Origin of the sequence: Verrucosispora sp. NA02020, assembly GCF_013364215.1 — a bacterium.
Taxonomy (GTDB): domain Bacteria; phylum Actinomycetota; class Actinomycetes; order Mycobacteriales; family Micromonosporaceae; genus Micromonospora.
In genome coordinates this window covers 6,204,081-6,224,536 of record NZ_CP054923.1, presented here as the reverse complement: position 1 = coordinate 6,224,536, position 20,456 = coordinate 6,204,081, and the positions used below count along the sequence as shown (strand labels likewise).

Sequence of the window (20,456 nt, the reverse complement as noted above, 5' to 3'; positions counted from 1 at the left end):
CCAGCAGCCAGCCTTCCTCGGCTGTCACCGACAGCCAGCCGTCCCTTCCCCGCGGGGGGCCCTGTCCCGGGCCCCCCGCGCCCTGCTCTCCGCCCCGACGCGTCACCGCAGCAGGTCCCGCGCACGTCGCGGTCGACTCAGACGGCGCGGAGCCGGGCGGCGGCCTGCTCGGGGGCGATGTCGTTGCTGAACACGCCCATCGCGGACTCCGTACCGGCCAGGTACTTCAACTTGTCCGCGGCCCGCTTCACGCTGAACAGTTGCAGATGCAGGTGACCCAGCTCGCGGTCCACGCGTACCGGCGCCTGGTGCCAGGCGGCGATGTACGGCATCGGCGCGTCGAACAGGCCGTCGAAGCGGCGCAGCAGGTCCAGGTAGAGCGGGCCGAAGGCGTCCCGCTCGGCCTCATCCAACGCCGGGATGTCGGGCACCGGCCGGTGCGGGGCGAGGTGCACCTCGAACGGCCAGCGGGCAGCGGCCGGGACGTACGCCGTCCAGTGGTCGTTGGCGGCGACCACCCGCTCGCCGGCCGCACGTTCGGCGGCGAGCACGTCGGCGTAGAGGTTCCGGCCTCCGGTGCGCTCCGCGTGCCGGCGGGCCGCGCCCAACAGCGACCGGGTACGCGGCGTGACGAACGGGAACGCGTAGATCTGCCCGTGCGGGTGGTGCAGGGTCACGCCGATCTCCACCCCCCGGTTCTCGAAGCAGAACACCTGCTCCACTCCAGGCAACTCGCCCAGCGCGGCGGTCCGGTCGGCCAGCGCGTCGAGCACGGTACGGACCCGGCGCGGCGGTAGGCCGGCGAAGGAGCCATGGTGGTCGTCGGTGAAACAGACCACCTCGCAGCGCCCCTGCCCGGGCCGGACCGCCGTGAACGGCGTCATCTCGGTGGGCTCGTCGACCACGTTGCCGCTCAGGGCCGGGAAGCGGTTCTCGAAGACCGCCACGTCGTAGTCGGGCGCCGGGATCTCGCTGGACCACTCGTCGGTCGAGGGACAGAGCGGGCACTGGTCGGCCGACGGCAGGAAGATGCGCGTCTGCCGGTGCACCGCCAGCGCCACCCACTCGTCGGTGAGCGGGTCGTAGCGGAGCTGGGAGGCGGGTGGGGGAGGGGGCAGGTCGCGCCGGTCCGGATGGTCCCGGACGCCGTCGTCCCGTTCGTCGAAGTAGATCAGTTCGCGGCCGTCGGCCAGCCTGATCGCGGTACGCCTCATCGCGGCCCTCCTGGTCCGGTCGCCGGCACCACGAGCAGCTCACCGACCCGGTCGGCGAGCAGCCGGCGGGCCTCCGGAGCCAGCCGGTCGTCGGTGACCAGCACGTGCGCGTCCGACAACGGGGCGATGGCGGAGAGGCCGACCGTGCCCCACTTGGTGTGGTCGGCGAGCACCACGAGCCGATCGGCGGCGGCCACCAGGGCGCGGTTGGTCTCCGCCTCCATCAGGTTCGGCGTGGTGAAACCGGCCCGGTCGGTGACCCCGTGGACGCCGAGGAAGAGCAGGTCCAGGTGCAGGGACCGGACGGCCGCCACGGCCAGCGGTCCGACCAGCGCGTCCGACGGCGTCCGCACGCCGCCGGTGAGCACCACCGTCTGGTCGTCCCGGCCCTGGTCGTGCAGGATGTCGGCGACCGGCAGCGAGTTGGTCACCACGGTCAGGGACGGCACGTCGACCAGTCGTCGGGCCAACTCGGCGGTGGTGGTGCCGGCGGAGAGCGCGATCGCCGCGCCGGGGTGCACGAGTCGTGCCGCGCGGGCCGCGATGGCGGCCTTCTCGACCTGTTGGCGCACCGACTTGGCCTGGAAGCCGGGCTCGTCTGTGGAGCCGGCGACGGTGGCCCCGCCGTGTACCTTGGCCAGCAGGCCGCGCTCGTGCAGCAGGTCCAGGTCGCGCCGGATGGTCATGTCGGAGACACCGAACTCGACGGCCAGCTCACCGACGCGGACCCCGCCGGTCGCCCGGACCCGGTCCAGGATCGCCGCCTGGCGTTGTTGGGCGAGCATCGGCACCCTCCGCGCCCCACGTCAACGAACATCTTCGAACATGGGCAAACATAGCGCGGGTCGGCAACCTCCCGGAAGGGACGATCCCCGGGTCAGAGCGCGGGACGCGGCGGCTCGACCCAGCCGGTCTCGGTGAGCTGGTGCAGGACCGCGTGCACGGCGTTCTCCACCGCGAGATCCGTCGTGTCGAGCACCAGGTCGGCGTCGGTCGGTTCCTCGTACGGGTCGTCGATGCCGGTCATGCCGGTGAGCAGACCTGCCCGCGCCCGCGCGTACAGGCCCTTGCGGTCGCGCTGCTCGCACACCTCCAACGGCGTGGCCACGTGCACCAGGACGAAACCGGCGCCCGCCGCCGTGGCCATCTCCCGGGCGGTCGCCCGGGCCTGGGCGTACGGGGCGATCGGGCAGCAGATGGCGATGCCCCGGTGCCGGGCGATCTCGGCGGCCACCCAGCCGATCCGGCGCACGTTGGTGTCCCGGTCGGCCCTGCTGAAGCCCAGCCCGGCGGTCAGCTCGCGGCGCACCACGTCGCCGTCGAGCAGCGTCACCGTACGCTCGCCCTGCTCGCGCAGCGTGTCGGCGAGCCCCCGGGCGACCGTCGACTTGCCCGAACCGGAGAGCCCGGTGAGGAAGACCACCAGCCCACGGTGCCGCCGGGGTGGCCGGGCCCGCGTCAACTCCTTCGCCACCGCGGGCGGGGTGTGCCACTCGGGCAACGGGAAACCCCGGTCCAGCAGATCGTCGACCTCGGACTGGGTCAGCGCCAACCGGCGGTTGCGCGGCGGGATGTCCTCGCGCCAGCGCCACTGGCCGTCGCGGTTGTCGTACGCGAGCTCCCGGGGCACCAGCACCCGCAGCCCGGCGCCGGAGAGCATCTCACCGGTGGAGAGCAGGTGGGTGACGCCGTACGCGGCGGACACCCGGGCCCGCAGCAGGGCGTCGCTGATCTCGTCCCGCCGCCGGGAGAACGGCACCGCGACCAGGGTGGCCGGCGGCATCCGGTCGCGGGCGGCGAAGACGCCGCGCACCAGCGCCTCCGGCGGCATGCCCCCGGTGCCCTCCTCGCCCACCGGAATCATGATCAACAGGTGGGCGCTGAGTGTCCGGACGGCGTGCGCGATCTGGGCCAGTTGCGGGCGGTGCAGCGGCCGGTCGGCGACCACACCGAGCACCCGGCCGGGCGGCAGCATGGCCCGGATCTCCTCGGGCGGGCGGCGCAGCCGCTGGAACGGGCCCTGCCCGCCGTCGCCGAGCCGGCGGACCGTGCCGCCGACGCCGGCCACGCCGTCACGGACCTGCCAGGCGTCGGCCACCTCCAGCGCCGCCACCGGCGCTCCCTCACCGTCGGCGAGCACCAGCGTGCGGCGCTCCGGATCGTGCAGGTCGAGCCCCTGGACCAGCGTCGTGGGCACCTGGAGGGTCACCGCGACCGGCCACGGTGCGCCGTCGACGAGCCGACCACGGCGGCTGACGGAGACCAGGTCGGCCCGGGTCATGAAGCCGGTCAGCGGCGCGTACGCACCAGTGAGCAACAACTCCAGATCCGCGAGCTCGCCGGGACGCGGCGTGTACGTCGGCGCGTCCCGCAGCACCTCGTCGGGCAGCACCCAGCCGTTGCTCATCAGACCCCCAACTCCGGCGACCGGCACACAGTTTCGCAGCCGGTCGCCGATCGGTCGAGAGCGCCACTCCTCCCACGGCCCCACCGGCCCCGGCGGCCGTCCGAGGGTCAGGTGGCGCCGACCGCGCCGGGCCCGGTCGCGCCGGGACGGCGGCCGAACGTCCGCTGCACCCGTCGCCACAGGCCGACCTTCTCCGGCGGTGGCGGGGGAGTCGGGCTCGGGCGCTTGTCCACCACCACCGGGCCGTCGGCCCCGACCGACAACGCCAGCGGCACCTTCGCGTCCTTGGTCCAGCCGAAGCTGGACACCCGGGCCTTCAGTGCCCAGTCACCCGGGTCCGGACCGCCGTCGAGCGTGTCGACGTCGACCGTCGCCGTGCCCCGGTAGACCACGCGCAGGCCACCTGCGGGAACGGTGACGCGCTTCACCTCGAAGCTCACCGGCAGGAAGGACTCCGTGCCGTCCCGGGCGCTCCGGGCGAGGACGTCCAACCGGCCGTGCCGCAGCTCCTCGGTGCAGTCGAGCAGGTCGGTGGGGATCTCCTCGACCGGTACGACGAGCAGGTCCCGCCCGTCGACGTGGGTGAACGTGATCGGCCCGTCGCCGGTCCGTAGCTGACCGGTCAGGGTGACGACGAGCGTCGAGCCGGTCAGTTCGTACCCGGTCAGGCGGACGACGCCGCGGACGCCCGCCTCCCACTCGGCCAGGCGGTGCAGGTCCTCGACGCGGCCCTCGGCGGCGAGCGCGGTGACGGTCCGTTGCAGCGCTGGCAGCGCGGCGGCGACCCCCGGCGCGAACCGTTCCCGGATCGTCCTGCCGACCTCGTCGACGACCTGGTCGGCCCAGTCCCGTGGCGCGTCCCGCAGCCGCTTGCCGCGCAGCCGGGCGAGCATCTCGTTGCGTAGCCACCGCCGGTGCAGCCGGTCGCGCTGCGGACCCGGCGGCACGTGCGCGTCGACGATGTCCAGCACGGCGCGCAGACTGTCGAAGTACTCGGCCGGATCGAGTCGGCTGGCGGTCAGGTTGCCGCCGTCGGTCCGTTTGGCGTGGTGGTAGCAGGTGTAGCCGGAGAGCACGCTGACGCGGCGGGCGAGCAGGTACGCCCGGGTCACCAGATGGTGGTCCTCCAGACGTCTCCGGTCCTCCGGGAACCGCAGGTCGTGCTCCAGCAGGAAGGCCCGCCGGAACATCTTGTGGCAGGTCATGCTGTCGATGAGCGGGGCGTCGTGGAGCGTGGCGTCGGGGCGGTCGACGCGGAACAGCTCCCGGGGCACGGTCCGACCGTGACCGACCATCCTGCCGATCGCGATGTCCGCGTCGTGCCGCACCGCGTACGCGTGGAGCCGCTCCAGGGCCTCGTCGGCGAGCCAGTCGTCGTCGTCGACGAACTGGACGTACTCCCCGCGGGCCCGGGCGATCCCGAGGTTGCGCGGACGCGACGGCCAACCGGCGTTCTCGGTGTGCAGCACCTGGATGTGCGGGTGCGCGGCGGCCAGCTTGTCCAGCAGGGCCCCGGTGTCGTCGGTCGAACCGTCGTCGATGAAGACCACCTCGAACTCCGCCGCCGGCATGGACTGCCGCAGCAGGGAGTCGACGAGCGTCTGGATGGTCCCGGCCGCGTTGTACGCCGGCACCACCACGCTCACCTTGGGCCCGCCAGCCGTCATCGTCCTCCTGCCCGCCACTTCCGCCGGTTGTCGTGTCGCATGCTCCATGGTGTACCAAATGCCGCGATCACTGAGTGTGCGGGGTCGAATCCTCCTCTTCCGGCCCGGCGTACGCAACCGACTCCGGCGTGCCGGTGGTGGCGGGGATGCCGGCCCAGGTCCGGGACGCCTCACCCTAGGGGGCGGCCACCCGGGGAGGATCAGGGGAAACAGGGGCCCTCACCGGGGTCCGGAACATTGCCGACCCTCTCTAGGCTGTCGACGTGACACTGATCGCAACCGAGTCGTTGACGAAGGTCTACGGCGGCGGGGTCACCGCACTGTCCGAGCTGACGGTAGCGGTGGAGCCAGGAATAGTCGGGCTGGTCGGCGCCAACGGCGCCGGCAAGTCGACGCTGATCAAGCTCCTGCTCGGCCTGCTCGCCCCGACCAGTGGCCAGGTACGCGTACTCGGCCTCGACCCCACCACCGATCCCACGGCGGTACGCGCCCGGGTCGGCTACATGCCGGAGCACGACTGCCTGCCACCCGACCTGTCCGGCGCCGAACTGGTCACCCACCTCGGGCGGATCAGCGGCCTGCCGAAGACGGTCGCGCGGGAACGTGCCTCCGAGGCGCTGCGCCACGTCGGGCTGCACGAGGAGCGACACCGCCCGGTCGGCGGCTACTCCACCGGCATGAAGCAGCGGGTCAAGCTGGCCCAGGCGCTGGTGCACGACCCCGACCTGCTGCTTCTCGACGAGCCCACCAACGGTCTCGACCCGGCCGGCCGGGACGCGATGCTGGCCCTGGTGCACCGGATCGGCACCGAGTTCGGCATCTCCGTGCTGGTCTGCTCCCACCTGCTCGGCGAGGTCGAGCGGATCTGCGACACGCTGGTCGCGATCGACGGCGGGCGGCTGCTGCGCGCCGACCACATCGCCGCGATGACCACGGCCCTCGACGTGCTCGCCGTCGAGGTCAGCGAGGGCACCGACGAGCTGGCGACCCGGCTGACCGCGCTCGACCTGCCGGTGAACCGGGAGGGGCAACTGCTCCTGGTCCCGCTCGCCGACGACGGCACCTACGACCTGATCCTCGGTGCGGTGGCCGAGCTGGACCTGCCGCTGCACCGGTTGGACCAGCGCCGACACCGGGTCTCCGAACTCTTCTCCCGGAGGGAGAGCACCCATGCCTGAGCCGACCGGCGTCATCCACGACATCGGCTACCAGCGGTACACCGGTCCCCGGCTCGGCCGCCGGTACGTCTTCGGATCGCTCTACCTGCACGGCGTACGCACCGCCTTCGGTCTGGGGCGCAGCGCCAAGGCGAAGATCTTCCCCTGGCTGGTGGTCGGCATCGTGCTCATGGTGGCCGTCGCCGCCACCGCGATCCGCGCCCAGTTCGGCGAGGTCGTGATGACGTACGCGCAGTTCGCCGACAACATGAGCTGGCTGGTCCTGTTCTTCGTCGCGGTGGCCGCGCCCGAGCTGGTCTCGCGGGACCTGCGCAGCGGTGTGCTGCCGCTGTACTTCTCCCGGCCGCTGCCCCGCGCCGACTACCCGCTGGCCAAGCTGCTCGCCCTGGTCACCTCGCTCTGGCTGCTGCTCGGTGCGCCGCAGCTGTTCATGTTCCTCGGCGGCGCGTTCACGCTGGACGGTCCCGGAGCGGTCTGGGACGAGTTCGTGGACCTGACCGGCGGGCTGCTCTACGCCGGGCTCTGGGCGGCGGTCTTCGCCTCGATCGGCCTGCTGGTCGCCTCGCTGACCGGCAAGCGGGCCTTCGCCGCCGGTGGCATCGTCGCGGTCTTCCTGATGACCACGCCGATCGTCGGCACCATGTCGATCCTGCCCTCACAGGCGGCCAACCAGCTCTCCGGTCTCGCCTCGCCGTCCACCCTGGTGCAGGGCGTCGGCGTCTGGACACTGCGCGACCTGCTGATCACCGACCAGGACGCCTTCGTGCCCGACCTCGGCCCGTTCGGCCCGCTGTACGCCGTGGCCGCCGTCGCGCTCGTGGCCGGCTGCGTCGCCCTGCTGCTGGCCCGCTACCGGAAGGTGGCCGCACGATGACCACGACCTCCTCCGCCGCCGCGCCGACGGCCACCGCCACCAGCAGCCTCGACCTGGCCGGGGTCTCCCGCTGGTACGGCAACGTGGTCGCGGTCAACGACGTCAGCATGTCCCTCGGCCCCGGGGTGACCGGTCTGCTCGGACCGAACGGGGCCGGCAAGACCACGCTGCTGCACATGATGGCCGGATTCCTCGCCCCGTCGCGGGGCGCGGTCACCCTCGACGGGCGGCCCACCTGGCGCAACCCCGAGGTGTACCGCCGGCTCGGGCTGGTCAGCGAGCGGGAGGCGGTGCACTCGTTCCTCACCGCGTACGAGTTCGTGCTCGCCACCGCCAGGATGCACAAGCTGCCCGACCCGAAGGAGGCGGCCCGCCGGGCGATCGCCCTCGTCGAGTTGGAGAGCGCACAGGACCGCCGGATCGGCACGTACTCCAAGGGCATGCGGCAGCGGGCCCGGGTGGCGGCGGCGCTGGTGCACGAACCGCAGGTGCTGCTGCTCGACGAGCCGTTCAACGGCATGGACCCGCGCCAGCGGCTGCACATGATGGAGCTGCTGCACTCGCTCGGCGACGCGGGCCGCACCATCCTGTTCAGCTCGCACATTCTGGAGGAGGTCGAGCAGGTCTCCGGCACCGTGCAGGTGATGGTCGCCGGCCGGCTCGCCGCCTCCGGTGACTTCCGCACCATCCGCCGACTGATGACCAACCGGCCGCACGTCTTCGCGATCCGATCCACCGACGACCGGGCGCTGGCCGTCGCGCTGATGGCCGAACCCTCGGTCAGCGGCGTCGAGCTGGGCCGCAACGGGCTGACCGTACGCGCCGGCGACTACGGCTCGTTCACCCGGGCGCTGCCGAAGGTGGCGCTGGCCCGGGGCGTACGCGTCAGCCAGCTCGTGCCCGAGGACGAATCCCTGGAGAGCGTCTTCTCCTACCTGGTGGAGGCCTGATGTCCACTGTCTCCTGGATCACCGCGCGCGGGCTGTTCGGTCGCCGCCGGTTCCTGTTGCTGCTGCCGTTGCCCATCCTGCTGGTGGTGCTGGCCGTACTCTCCCGTGGTCTGGGGGTGAAGCCCACCGACTGGGGACCGCCGGTCCTGGTCGGCCTCGGCCTGGCCGTGGTGCTGCCGGTGATCGCGCTCATCGTCGGCACCGGCGTGCTCGGTGCCGAGATCGACGACGGCACGGTGGTGCACGTGCTCACCACGCCACTGCCGCGCTGGCAGATCGTCCTGCCCAAGCTGGCGGTGGCGGCCGGTGCCACCGCCGTCACCGTGGCGGTGCCGCTCTTCGTCGCCGGTCTGCTGGCCGACTCGGTCCGCCTCGGTCTGGCGCTCGCCGTCGCCGCGACGGCCGGTGCGCTGGCCTACTCGGCCTTGTTCGTGGCGAGCAGCCTGCTCACCCGGCGGCCGGTGCTGCTCGGCCTGGTCTACGTGCTGATCTGGGAAGGGCTGCTCAGCAACGTGGTGACCGGCACCCGGGTGCTGTCCATCCAGCACTACGTGATCGCCGTCGCCGACAGGCTGGCCCCGACCGAGCTGCTCAACACGACGGTCTCCGTGCCGGTGGCGGCGGTGATGATGGTACTGGTCAGCGTCGGCTTCACGCTGCTCGCCATCGACCGCCTACGGTCCTTCTCGGTGGCCGGCGAAACCAGCTGAGGTATGCAAGGAAGGGCACCTTGTTAACGCCTCCGGTATAGGAAGGGCCCCCTGTTAACGGTTCCGAAGGGCTCGTGCCGGCCGGTTGTTAGCAGGGGGCCCTTCCTATGCACCAGGCGTTAACAAGGTGCCCTTCCTTTCACCCAAGCGCTAGAAGGCGCAGGCGATGACGAGTTCGGTGGTGCGGTCCGGGAGCAGGTCGAGTTTGCCGATCCGGCCCGCCGCCCGCAGGTCGTCGGCGACCTCGGTGAGCTGGTCGAGCAGGGCCGCCGGACCGAGCGCCTCGGCCAGCGGCACCTCCGCCCTCATCGACAGCTTCCGCTCCGACTTGGCCCGTCGGACCTGCCCCAACGCGTCGGAGGCCAACCGCAGCAGCGCGGGATCACCCTCGCCCTGGACTGCCCGGTTCACCTCGTACGTGGTGGGCCACGGCGACCGGTGCACCGACCCGTAGCGCCACCAGGACCACACCTCCTCGGTCGCGTACGGCAGCACCGGCGCGAACAGCCGGAGCTGCACGGAGAGCGCGGTGGCCAGCGTCGCCCGGGCCGAGTCCGCCCCGGCACCGGTGCCGTAGGCGCGTTCCTTCACCAACTCGATGTAGTCGTCGCAGAACCGCCAGAAGAACGACTCGGCGGCCTGCAACGCGGCCGTGTGGTCGTACGCCTCGAACGCGGTGGTCGACGCCGCCACCACGGACGCCAGTTCGGCCAGCACCGCCCGGTCCAGCGGGGTGGTCGCCGGGGCGCGCAGGGCATCGGCGGCACCGAGCCCGAGCGCGAACCGCGACGCGTTGAGCAGCTTGGTGGCGAGCCGCCGCCCGACCTTGATCTGTGCCGGGTCGAACGCCAGGTCGGTGCCGGGCCGGCCGTTGGCCGACCAGTAGCGCACCGCGTCGGAGCCGTGCTGCTCCAGCAACGCCATCGGGGTCACCACGTTCCCCTTGGACTTGGACATCTTCTTGCGGTCCGGGTCGAGGATCCAGCCGGACAACTCGGCGGTGTGCCAGGGCAGCGTGCCGTGCTCCAGGTGGGCCCGGACCACGGTGGCGAAGAGCCAGGTCCGGATGATCTCCTGGCCCTGCGGGCGCAGGTCCATCGGGAAGATCTTCCGGAACAGTTCCGGGTCACGTTCCCAGCCGCCGGCGAGCTGCGGGGTCAGCGACGAGGTGGCCCAGGTGTCCAGCACGTCCGGATCGCCGACGAATCCGCCCGGCACGCCGCGCTGCGACTCGTCGTAACCCGGCGGGGCGTCCTCGGACGGGTCGATCGGCAGCGCGGAGTCCTCCGGCGTGAGAGGGTGGGACCAGTCCGGCTCGCCAACGTCGTCGAGCCGGTACCACACCGGCACCGGCACGCCGAAGAATCTCTGTCGGCTGACCAGCCAGTCGCCGGTCAGGCCGCTCACCCAGTGTTCGTAGCGGTGCCGCATGTGCTCCGGCACCCAGCGCATCTCCCGCCCCCGGGTCAGCAGCGCCTCGCGCAGGTCGGCGTCGCGGCCACCGTTGCGCAGATACCACTGCCGGGTCGAGACGATCTCCAGCGGCCGGTCGCCCCGCTCGTAGAACTTCACCGGATGCGTGATCGGTCGCACGTCGCCGACCAGGTCACCCGCGTCGGCGAGCAACTCCACCAGACGACGCCGGGCCCCGTTCACGGTCTGCCCGGCCAACTCCGCGTACGGGCCGCCGGGCACCCCGGACGGTGGCTCCGGCAGCAGCCGCCCGTCGCGGCCGATCACCACCCGGGTCTCCAGGTCCAGTTCCCGCCACCAGGTCACGTCGGTCAGGTCACCGAACGTGCAGACCATCGCGACGCCGGTGCCCTTGGCCGGGTCCGCCAGCGTGTGCGCGCGCACCGGCACCTCCACCCCGAAGACGGGGGTACGCACCACCGTGCCGACCAGGTCGGCGTACCGCTCGTCGTCCGGGTGGCAGACCAGCGCGACGCAGGCCGGCAGCAACTCCGGGCGGGTGGTGTCGATCAGCACCTCGCGCCCGTCCGGCCCGTGGAACCGCAGCCGGTGGTACGCGCCGGGGCGCTCCCGGTCCTCCAGTTCGGCCTGGGCCACGGCGGTGGCGAAACCGACGTCCCACAGCGTCGGCGCCTCCGCCTGATACGCCTCGCCCCGGGCCAGGTTGCGTAGGAAGGCCCGCTGCGAGGTGGCCCGGGCCGCCGGACCGATCGTGGTGTACATCAGCGACCAGTCCACCGAGAGCCCCAGCCGCCGCCACAACGCCTCGAACACCTGCTCGTCGGAGACGGTCAGCCGCTCGCACAACTCGATGAAGTTGCGTCGGGAGATCGGGGTCGGGTCCTTGCGGGCGGCGTCGTCCACCGGCGCCTGCGGTGCCTGCCACTGCGGGTCGTACGGCAGGCTCGGGTCGCAGCGCACGCCGTGGACGTTCTGCACCCGTCGCTCGGTGGGCAGTCCGTTGTCGTCCCATCCGATCGGGTAGAAGACCGTCCGCCCCCGCATCCGCTGGAAGCGGGCGACCAGGTCGGTGTGGGTGTACGAGAAGACGTGCCCCATGTGCAGCTCGCCGGATACGGTCGGCGGCGGGGTGTCGATCGCGTACACGTCCGACCGCTCCTTCGTGCGGTCGAACGTGTACGTGCCCTCCTCCTGCCAGCGGCGCGACCAGGTCTCCTCGAGTCCGTCCAGGGTCGGACGCTCGGGGACGCCGGTGCGGGCCGTCCTCGCCGTATCAGTCATCTGTCGATCGTAGGCGGGGGACCAGGGGGGCGGTCACCGGAATTTCTACAGCAGCGAGTCGCGCCACTGGCGGTGCAGCGCGGCGTACCGGCCTCCCTCGGTGACCAGTCGGGCCGGGGGGCCGTCCTCGACGATCCGGCCGCCGTCGAGGACCAGCACCCGGTCGGCGGTCTCCACCGTGGAGAGCCGGTGCGCGATCACCACTGCGGTCCGGTCCCGCAGGATGGTGCCGAGCGCGTGCTGCACCAGACGTTCGGTCGGGACGTCCAGCGACGAGGTGGCCTCGTCCAGGATCAGCACCGCCGGATCGGCCAGGAAGGCCCGCGCGAACGCGACCAACTGCCGCTGCCCGGCGGAGAGCCGGCCGCCGCGCCGGTGCACCTCGGTGGCGTACCCGCCGGGCAGCGCGGCGATGAAGTCGTGCGCGCCGATCGCCCGCGCGGCGGCCTCGACGGCGGCGTCGTCGGCGTCCGGCCGACCGAACCGGATGTTCTCCGCGACCGTGCCACCGAACAGGTGGGTCTCCTGGGTGACCAGCACCATCGTCCGGCGCAACTCGGTGTCGGCCACCTGGCGCAGGTCCACGCCGTCGAGGCTGACCGTGCCGCCGGTCGGATCGTGGAACCGGGCCAGCAGCTTGGCGACGGTGGACTTGCCGGCGCCGGTCGGCCCGATCAGCGCCACCGTCTGCCCGGCGGGAATGTCGAGGTCCAGGCCGGTCAGGATCGCCCGCCCGGTGTGGTAGCCGAACGACACGTCCCGGAACTCCACCGCGCCCCGGGTCGGCCCGCGCGGCAGCGGCACCGGCCGCGCGGGCTCGGCGACCTCCGGACGCTCGTCGAGCACCCCGGCGAGCTTCTCCAACGCGGCCGTGGCCGACTGGAGCGAGTTGTAGAACTGGCTCAGCTCCTGCATCGGCTCGAAGAACCGGCGCAGATAGAGCAGGAAGGCGGCGAGTACGCCCACGCCGGTCTCGCCACCCAGCACCCGCGCGCCGCCGTAGCAGAGCACCACCGCCACGGTGACGTTGCCGATCAGCTTGATTCCCGGGGAGTACGTCGCGATCAGGCGGAAGGCGTGCCGGCTGCTGTGCCGGTAGTCGTCGTTGACCGAGGCGAAGATCTGCTGGTTGCGCTCCTGCCGGCGGTACGCCTGCACCGCCCGGATGCCGCGCATCGACTCCACGAAGTGCACGATGACCAGCGCCATCGCCTCTCGGGTCCGGCGGTACGCAGCGGCCGAGGCGCGGGCGAACCAGCGGGACAACCAGAACAGCAGCGGGAAGGCGAGCAGGGTCGCCGCCGCCAGCGGCAGGTCCAGCCAGAGCAGGATGCCGGCCACCGACACGATCGTCAGAGCCGCCATCACCAGGCTCTCCACGCCTCCGTCGACCAACTCGGCGATCGAGTCGATGTCGCTGGTCAGGCGCGAGATCATCCGGCCCGAGGTGTACCGCTCGTGGAAGGCCACCGGCAGGCGCAGGAAGTGCGCGTACACCCGCTGGCGCAGGTCGAGCAGGACGGCCTGGCCGATCCGGGCGGAGAGGGCGAGGAAGGCGCGCCGGGCCGCGTACTCGATGCCGGCCGCGGCGGCGAAGGCCACCGCGACCGCGACCAGCGGACCGGGCCGGCCCTCGCGCAGCGGGTCGATGGCCCGGTCGATGCCGAGCATCACCAGGTACGGCCCGGACATGGCGGCGGCGTTCTGGGTCAGCAGCAGCGCCACCGCGGCGCCCAGCCGGGCGCGGTGCGGGCGCAGCACGTCGGCCAGCAGCGCCCGGCTGCGGGCGCGCAACCGGGCCACCGCCTCCGGGCTGGTGTCCTCGGCGAGGCTGCGGTCGGCGTGCGGGTCGGGGGCGATGCCGCGCCAGTGCGTCGGGTCGGCGACCGTCGGGCGGGAGGTCGTCGGTGCGGCGATCGTCGGGCCGGACAGCGCGGGATCGGCGGCCGTCGGTGCGGGGGCGGCCGGTTCGGGTCCGGCGGCGCCGGTCATGAGCGCACCAGCGGTGAGCCGTCGGGTGCCGGGTCGGCGGACGCCCGGGGCGGCGGTGCGACCGGTTCGTCCGGCCCGGCCGGGGAGACCGGAGCAGCCGGTCCAGCCGGAGCGACCCGTTCGGTCGGTTCGGCCGAGAGCACCGCCCGGTACGCCGGCACCGTGGCCAGCAGTTCGGCGTGCGGACCGATCGCGGTGATCCGGCCCTGCTCCAGCAACGCGACCCGGTCGGCGAGGGCGATCGTGGACGGCCGGTGCACCACCAGGAGCGCGGTGGTGTCGCGCAGCACCCGCTTCAGCGCCGACTCGACAAGCGCCTCTGTGTGCACGTCGAGCGCGGAGAGCGGATCGTCGAGGACGAGCACGGCGGGCCGGACGAGCACCGCCCGGGCCAGCGCCAACCGCTGCCGCTGGCCGCCGGAGAGGGAGAGCCCCTGCTCACCGAGCCGGGTCCGCAGACCCCACGGCAGGTCGTACGCGAACTCGGCCTGGGCCAGCGTGAGTGCCGCCCGGACCTCGTCCTCCCCGGCGTCGGGCCGACCCAGGGTGAGGTTCTCCCAGACCGACATGGAGAAGAGCGTCGGCTCCTCGAAGGCCATCCCGACCAGCCCACGCAACGAGGCCAGCCCCAGGTCCCGCAGGTCGTGCCCGTCCAGCGTGATCCGGCCGCCCGTCGCGTCGTGCAGTCGGGGCACCAGCGACAGCAGTGTGCTCTTGCCGCTGCCGGTGGCACCGACCACGGCGAGCGTCTCGCCCGGCTCCACGGTCAGGTCGATGCCGCGCAGCACGGCGGCGGTGCTGCCCGGGTAGCGGAACGTCACTGCCTCGAAGCGCAGCCGCCCGCGTACCGCCGGACCGGAGAGAGCCACCGCACCCGGCGCGTCGACGATGCCCGGTGCGGTGTCCAACACCTCCTGGATGCGGTCGGCGGCGGTGGCCGCCTCCTGCCCGTTGGCGATGATCCAACCCAGCGACTGCACCGGCCAGATCAGCATGAGCTGGAGGCTGACGAACGCGACGAGCTGACCGATGGTGAGCCGGCCGGTGGCGACGGCCGCCGCGCCCGCCACCAGCACCACGCCGAGCGTCAGGTTGGGCACCAGGTCGAGCAGGGCGGAGGTACGGGCGAGCAGCCGCCCCTTGCCCACCCCGGTGTCGTGCAACGCCCGGGTGCCACCCGCGAACCGGGCCGCCAACTGCGGTCCCCGCCCGTACGCCTTCATGGTCCGCAGCCCCTGCGCGGTCTCCTCGACCAGCGTGGCGACGTCGCCCTGCTGGTCCTGCATCCGTCGGGACGCGGTGTGGTAGTGCCGGCCGAAGCGGCGGGCGATCAGGAACAGCGGCACCGCGCTGGCCGCCACCAGCAACCCCAGGACCGGGTGCAGCCGGATCAGCAGCACCACGACGACCAGGTAGGTGACCAGGTTGAGGATGAGGAAGAACAGCCCGAAGGAGAGGAACCGGCGCAGCACGGACAGGTCGCTGGTGATCCGGGACAGCAGCTGACCGGACGGCCACCGGTCGTGGAAGCTGGCCGGTAGTCGTTGCAGATGGGCGTAGACGTCGGCGCGGATGGTCGCCTCCATCGCCACCGAGGACGACGACTGCACCCACCGTCGAATGAAGATCAGCACGGCTTCGGCCAGCCCGAGCGCCAGCGCGAGCGCGCCGAGCCTGAGCAGCCCTGGCAGATCCTGCGCGGCCACCGGACCGTCGACCACCCGTTGCGCCACCAGTGGCACGGCGATGCCCGCGCCGGTGGCGGCGAGCCCGGCCAGCATCAGCCAGGCGAACTCGGTGGCGTGTGGGCGCAGGTAGCGGCGCAGCCGCCACAGGTTCCGCAGCGGATGTCGTCCGACCTCACCCCGGTCGGTCGGGCCGCCGTCGCTCCCCGCAGCCACTACCCGACGGTAGCGGCAAACGCCGGGTCACCGGTGTCGGTTTGTTGTCAGCTATGTTGCCCTGTCGGACGGTTGTCCACAGGGGAGCGTCCGGGGCTGCGGGCAGCCACTCCGGCTGTCAGGATGGGGCGATCGCGGTCATCGAGAACCACCGCCTGCTGTTCCGCCGCCCGGGCCCCTTCCGCCAGCCGGCCGTCAGCACTGGCGCGGCTCGCGGCGAGCGGGTCGGGCCCGCGCCTCAACGGCCTCCCTCGTGCGCCAGCAGCCACTCCTTCACCGGCAGTCCCCAGCGGTATCCGCCCAGCGTCCCGTCGGTGCGCAGCACCCGGTGACACGGGACGAAGAGGGCAGCGGCATTACGGGCACAGGCCGCTGCGGCGGCGCGGATCGCGGCCGGGCGTCCGGCCAGTCCCGCGTACGCGGTGTAGGTGACCGGCTCACCCGGCTTCACCTCCCGCAGCACCTGCCAGGCGTGGGCCAGGAACACCCCGTCGGTGTACTGCTCGACCGGCACCGCGTCGATCGCGGTCAGGTCACCGTCGAGGTACCGGGTGACGGCGTCGGTGACCGGGCCGAGGTCCCGATGCTGCCGAAGGGTGCCCCGCAGGCGCGGATGGATCAGCGGCAACAGGAGTGCCGGGTCGGCGGTGAAACCGGCGGACCGTACCGCGCCGTCCGGACCGGTGAGGATGGTGAGCGGACCGGCCGGAGTGTTCACGGTGGCGTAGTCGACGGTCGGGTCGGCCGGGCTCTGCGAGGTGGGGTTCACACTCTTCTCCAAGGTCGGGTTCATGCTGCTCTCCAGAGTCGGATCACCGCGTACGAGCGCCAGGGGCGCCACGCGGTGGCGTACGCGTCGAGGGCCGTCGGGTCGTCGGGCAGGCCGAGGGCGGCAGCTCCCCGGCGGACCGCCAGGTCAGTGGGAAGGAACGCGTCCGGGTCGCCGAGCGCGCGCATCGCCAGGTAGCCCGCCGTCCACGGGCCGATGCCCGACGTCGCGGTCAACCGCCGTGCGGTCTCCTGCCGGTCGCCGCCGGGTGCCAGGTCGAGTCCGCCGTCGACGACCGCCCGGGCCACCCGCCGGATCGTCTCGCGCCGGCCCACCGGCATCCGGAAACCCGCGTCGGGCACCCGCAGGATCTCCTCCGCCGTCGGGAACCCGCGCAGCCAGCCCTGCCGCTCCCGCAGGCGCTCGACGGCGGGATCGCCGTCGCCCGCGCCGGCTGGGCCGTCGGGTGGGGCGTCGGAGATCGCGGCGAGCAGCCGGGTGAGCGTGGTGCGGGCCGAGGCGAGCGAGACCTGCTGGGTGGCGATCGCCCGGACGACCGTCTCGAAGCCGTCCACCGCGTGCGGGACACGGATGCCGGGCTCGGTAGCCACCGCGCCGGCCAGCGCCGGATCGGCACCCAGGGTCTGGTCGACCGCGACCGGGTCGGCGTCGAGGTCGAACAAATGCCGGCACCGGGCCACCGCCGGGGCGAGATCCCGCAGATCGGTCAGTCGCAGCGTGGCCACGACGTACCCGTCCGCAGGGGTCAACACGGCCTCGCCGGGGCCGTGGGGCAGCCGCAACCCCCGGCGGTACGCCCCGTCGCGCACCTCGTCCACCCCGGGCAGGGTCCGTTGGGCCAGGAAGCCGAGCAGTGCGGCGGCGTGCAGCGGCGGACGGTACGCCAACCGCACGGTGACCGTCCCCGCCCCGCCCGCGTCGGACCTGCGGACACTGCGCAACTGGGACGGGGGTACGCCGAAGACCTCGCGGACGGTGTCGTTGAACTGCCGGACGCTGCCGAAACCGGCGGCGAAGGCGATCTCGGCCAGGCCCAGTCCGGTGGTCTCGATCAGCGTTCGGGCAGTCTGTGCCCGTTGCGCCCGGGCCAGCGCCAGCGGCCCCGCGCCGAGTTCCGCCCGGAGCATCCGGTGCAGGTGCCGTTCGGTGTACCCGAGGCGGGACGCCAACCCCGGCACGCCGTCGCGGTCCACCACGCCGTCGGCGATCAACCGCATCGCCCGGCCCACCACGTCGGCACGGACGTCCCACTCGGGCGAGCCGGGGGAGGCGTCCGGCCGGCACCGTCGGCAGGCACGCAGTCCGGCCCGCTGGGCCGCCGCCGAGGACGGGAAGAACCGGACGTTGCGCCGCTTCGGGGTCACCGCCGGACAGGACGGCCGGCAGTAGATCCCGGTCGAGGTCACGCCGGTGTAGAACCAGCCGTCGAACCGCTGGTCGCGGCTGTCGACAGCCCGGTAGCACCGCTCGAAGTCCAGATCCACGTCACCGATGATGCGCCTCCCGCCGACCTCCGGCTGGCGGAATTCGGACCCGGTGCAAGGAGGGGTCCCCTACTAACGCCTCGTGTATAGGAAGGGTCCCTTCCTTACATCCATACCCGCTGCGAGCTGCGGCGAGTGGCGGGATGGTGGGCACGGGTGCGACGTGGGCGCGGGGAAAGTGTCGGTTGTGGTCGGTAGCGTGCGGCCACCAACTCAAGAAGGGGCGCGGTGATGGCGAGCGTGGCGGGTCGGGCATCGGCGTCGAGGCAGGGACACCCCCCGCTGGACGAGGCTGTCGTCCAACGCTTCTACGAGCGGATGCGCGTCGTCGCCCCGGCGGCGGTCGGCGCCATCGAGCGGGACCGTGCCGACGACCCGGGGCGCGCCTTCGGCGACACCGCCTGCGGGCGCCTGCTGCGGTCGCTGGACCACGACGGCGTACGGGCCCTGGGCATGTGGGTGCACCACTGGTGCATGCGCTTCTACGACGACGACACCCGCGCCGCACTGCGACTGCTCCGGGAGATCGCCACCCGGTCGACGTTGGGCTGGACGGCCGACGAGGTGCACTGGATGCTCGGCGAGTCGCACGGTGCCGACCCGACCGCGGACGCCCGGTTCACGCTGCCGCTGGCCGCTGCGGCCGAGCTGGCCCCGGGTTCGCTGCGGGTCGACACGCTGGTGCCCCGGCAGGCGGGCCCGAGCCGGCGAAGCTGACCCACCGCTGACCGTGGTCGGCGGGTAACGGCGTAAGCTGGCTCGTCGTGAGTCTCACCATCGGCATCGTCGGCCTGCCCAACGTCGGCAAGAGCACCCTGTTCAACGCGCTGACCAAGAACGACGTGCTCGCCGCGAACTACCCGTTCGCGACGATCGAGCCAAACGTCGGCGTGGTCGGGCTGCCGGACGAGCGGCTGGTCAAGCTCGCCGAGATCTTCGACTCGCAGAAGGTGCTTCCCGCGCCGGTGTCGTTCGTCGACATCGCCGGCCTGGTCCGGGGCGCCTCCAAGGGACAGGGGCGGGGCAACGCCTTCCTCGCCAACATCCGCGACGCCTCGGCGATCTGCCAGGTGGTGCGGGCCTTCTCCGACCCGAACGTGGTGCACGTCGACGGCAAGGTCTCCCCGGCCGACGACATCGAGACGATCAACACCGAGCTGATCCTCGCCGACCTGCAGACCCTGGAGAAGGCGCTGCCCCGGTTGGAGAAGGAGGCCAAGCTCCGCAAGGACCGGGCCGCCGCGGTGACCGCCGCCAAGCAGGCCGTCGAGGTCCTGGACGGCGGCACCACCCTGTACGCGGGCGCGGCGGCAGCCAAGATCGAGCTGGAGCACCTGCGGGAGCTGCACCTGCTCACCACCAAGCCGTTCCTCTACGTCTTCAACGTCGACGAGGCCGAGCTCAACAACGCCGAGTTCCTCGACGAGTTGCGGGCGCTGGTCGCCCCGGCCGAGGCGGTCTTCATGGACGCCAAGATCGAGTCGGAGCTGGTGGACCTGCCCGAGGAGGAGGCCCGCGAGCTGCTGGAGTCGATCGGGCAGTCGGAGCCGGGGCTGGACCAGCTGGTTCGCGTCGGTTTCCGCACGCTCGGCCTCCAGACGTACCTCACCGCCGGCCCCAAGGAGGCACGGGCCTGGACGGTCGCGGTCGGCGCGACCGCGCCGGAGGCCGCGGGGGTGATCCACTCCGACTTCCAGCGCGGCTTCATCAAGGCCGAGGTGGTCTCCTACACCGATCTGGTCGCGGCCGGTTCGATGGCGGCGGCGAAGTCGGCGGGCAAGGTCCGCATCGAGGGCAAGGAGTACGTGATGCAGGACGGCGACGTGGTGGAGTTCCGCTTCAACGTCTGATCCTGGTCCAACGTCTGCCACCTAGGCTTCGCTCCATGGTGAAGCTGAGGGCGGTGGCTGTGCGTTGGCACTCGGACGACTTTCCCGGCTGGGTCGAGGCGTCCGTTCGCGACGCCCGAGGGCGTCACCATCGCATCGTCGAGAAGGTGCCCGTCCTCACGACGCTCACCGTGACGGCGCGATCGCGTTTCCCGATCGAGTTCTGGATCGAGGCTGGTGCGGGGAGTGTCGACGGCGGCGAGATGGTCGTGATGCTGCCGGACGGGATCGAGACCACCGAGGGCGAGCAGAGCCTGGTGATCGCCTTGGCCGACGACGACCAGGCCCGCTACCGCCATGACCGCGAATGGCTTGACTACGTGGTTCACGAACTCCCGGCCGGGGTGCTGTGGGGTGCCGATGGCGCGACGCCCGCCCAGTGCGCCGAGATGATGATCGGCTTGGACGATTTCGCTCGGACATGTGCCCGCCTCGGGCTGGATGACCACACCGATTTCCTTGAGGACTGCCGGTGGCATTTCGACCACTACCCGCACTACCTGGGTCGCCGCCGCCATTTCTCGGACTACGCGACGTACATTCGCGACCGACGCGGGCCGTTGCGAGTCTCGGTGCCGCCAGTTCCGAGCTGGATGCGGCGTCGCTGACCGGCCGCGCCGCCTGACGGTGCCCGGTCACGTAGCCCGATGGACTTCCACGTGATTGCCTGAGTTCGGCCCGGATC

The 20,456-nt window shown here is 72.4% G+C and carries 16 protein-coding genes; 7 read left to right on the top strand and 9 right to left on the bottom strand.

Translation table 11 applies throughout. From position 1 onward, the window contains the following. Positions 1 to 137: 137 nt before the first annotated feature. The 4 genes from galT to HUT12_RS27720 form a co-directional block, all read right to left on the bottom strand. Positions 138 to 1,214, bottom strand: coding sequence for a galactose-1-phosphate uridylyltransferase (galT, locus tag HUT12_RS27735; RefSeq protein WP_131053882.1), 1,077 nt, complete (start codon positions 1,212 to 1,214; stop codon positions 138 to 140). Further along, entirely contained in the window at positions 1,211 to 1,999 is a 789-nt protein-coding gene (locus HUT12_RS27730; RefSeq protein WP_131053881.1) for a DeoR/GlpR family DNA-binding transcription regulator, read from the bottom strand. Before HUT12_RS27730 ends, galT begins: the two co-directional genes overlap by 4 nt. 92 nt (positions 2,000 to 2,091) lie before the next feature. Continuing rightward, positions 2,092 to 3,621: an adenylyl-sulfate kinase gene (gene cysC / locus HUT12_RS27725; protein WP_176095191.1), complete on the bottom strand. Its 1,530-nt coding sequence runs from the start codon at positions 3,619 to 3,621 to the stop codon at positions 2,092 to 2,094. Between the two features lie 107 nt (positions 3,622 to 3,728). Further along, positions 3,729 to 5,288, bottom strand: a complete 1,560-nt coding sequence (locus HUT12_RS27720; RefSeq protein ID WP_176095190.1) for a glycosyltransferase family 2 protein — start codon at positions 5,286 to 5,288, stop codon at positions 3,729 to 3,731. A 263-nt stretch (positions 5,289 to 5,551) separates the two neighbouring features. Between HUT12_RS27720 and HUT12_RS27715 the strand changes: the two genes are divergently transcribed. The 4 genes from HUT12_RS27715 to HUT12_RS27700 are packed head-to-tail and all read left to right on the top strand — an operon-like array spanning position 5,552 to position 9,000. Then, positions 5,552 to 6,466, top strand: a complete 915-nt coding sequence (locus HUT12_RS27715; protein WP_131053878.1) for an ABC transporter ATP-binding protein — start codon at positions 5,552 to 5,554, stop codon at positions 6,464 to 6,466. Continuing rightward, positions 6,459 to 7,340: an ABC transporter permease gene (locus HUT12_RS27710; protein WP_131053877.1), complete on the top strand. Its 882-nt coding sequence runs from the start codon at positions 6,459 to 6,461 to the stop codon at positions 7,338 to 7,340. Before HUT12_RS27715 ends, HUT12_RS27710 begins: the two co-directional genes overlap by 8 nt. After that, positions 7,337 to 8,290: an ABC transporter ATP-binding protein gene (locus tag HUT12_RS27705; protein ID WP_176095189.1), complete on the top strand. Its 954-nt coding sequence runs from the start codon at positions 7,337 to 7,339 to the stop codon at positions 8,288 to 8,290. Before HUT12_RS27710 ends, HUT12_RS27705 begins: the two co-directional genes overlap by 4 nt. Next, positions 8,290 to 9,000, top strand: a complete 711-nt coding sequence (locus tag HUT12_RS27700) for an ABC transporter permease subunit (protein WP_131053875.1) — start codon at positions 8,290 to 8,292, stop codon at positions 8,998 to 9,000. Before HUT12_RS27705 ends, HUT12_RS27700 begins: the two co-directional genes overlap by 1 nt. Before the next feature lie 150 nt (positions 9,001 to 9,150). Here the strand turns inward: HUT12_RS27700 and valS are convergent, their stop codons facing one another. The 5 genes from valS to HUT12_RS27675 form a co-directional block, all read right to left on the bottom strand. Continuing rightward, entirely contained in the window at positions 9,151 to 11,715 is a 2,565-nt protein-coding gene (gene valS, locus HUT12_RS27695; RefSeq protein ID WP_176095188.1) for a valine--tRNA ligase, read from the bottom strand. Positions 11,716 to 11,760: 45 nt separating this feature from the next. Next, entirely contained in the window at positions 11,761 to 13,707 is a 1,947-nt protein-coding gene (locus HUT12_RS27690; protein ID WP_254876974.1) for an ABC transporter ATP-binding protein, read from the bottom strand. Continuing rightward, positions 13,704 to 15,488: an ABC transporter ATP-binding protein gene (locus HUT12_RS27685; RefSeq protein ID WP_254877083.1), complete on the bottom strand. Its 1,785-nt coding sequence runs from the start codon at positions 15,486 to 15,488 to the stop codon at positions 13,704 to 13,706. Before HUT12_RS27685 ends, HUT12_RS27690 begins: the two co-directional genes overlap by 4 nt. A 358-nt stretch (positions 15,489 to 15,846) precedes the next feature. Continuing rightward, positions 15,847 to 16,401: a methylated-DNA--[protein]-cysteine S-methyltransferase gene (locus HUT12_RS27680; protein ID WP_176095186.1), complete on the bottom strand. Its 555-nt coding sequence runs from the start codon at positions 16,399 to 16,401 to the stop codon at positions 15,847 to 15,849. Then, positions 16,398 to 17,882 (bottom strand): AlkA N-terminal domain-containing protein, encoded by a 1,485-nt coding sequence (locus HUT12_RS27675; protein ID WP_176095185.1) that lies wholly within the window; start codon positions 17,880 to 17,882, stop codon positions 16,398 to 16,400. Before HUT12_RS27675 ends, HUT12_RS27680 begins: the two co-directional genes overlap by 4 nt. Positions 17,883 to 18,113: 231 nt before the next feature. Between HUT12_RS27675 and HUT12_RS27670 the strand changes: the two genes are divergently transcribed. The 3 genes from HUT12_RS27670 to HUT12_RS27660 are packed head-to-tail and all read left to right on the top strand — an operon-like array spanning position 18,114 to position 20,379. Continuing rightward, positions 18,114 to 18,599: a hypothetical protein gene (locus tag HUT12_RS27670; protein ID WP_176095184.1), complete on the top strand. Its 486-nt coding sequence runs from the start codon at positions 18,114 to 18,116 to the stop codon at positions 18,597 to 18,599. A gap of 47 nt (positions 18,600 to 18,646) precedes the next feature. Further along, complete coding sequence (gene ychF / locus HUT12_RS27665; protein WP_131052720.1) at positions 18,647 to 19,732, top strand: redox-regulated ATPase YchF; 1,086 nt, start codon at positions 18,647 to 18,649, stop codon at positions 19,730 to 19,732. 35 nt (positions 19,733 to 19,767) lie between these two features. Next, positions 19,768 to 20,379 (top strand): hypothetical protein, encoded by a 612-nt coding sequence (locus HUT12_RS27660; protein ID WP_176095183.1) that lies wholly within the window; start codon positions 19,768 to 19,770, stop codon positions 20,377 to 20,379. Positions 20,380 to 20,456 lie beyond the last annotated feature (77 nt).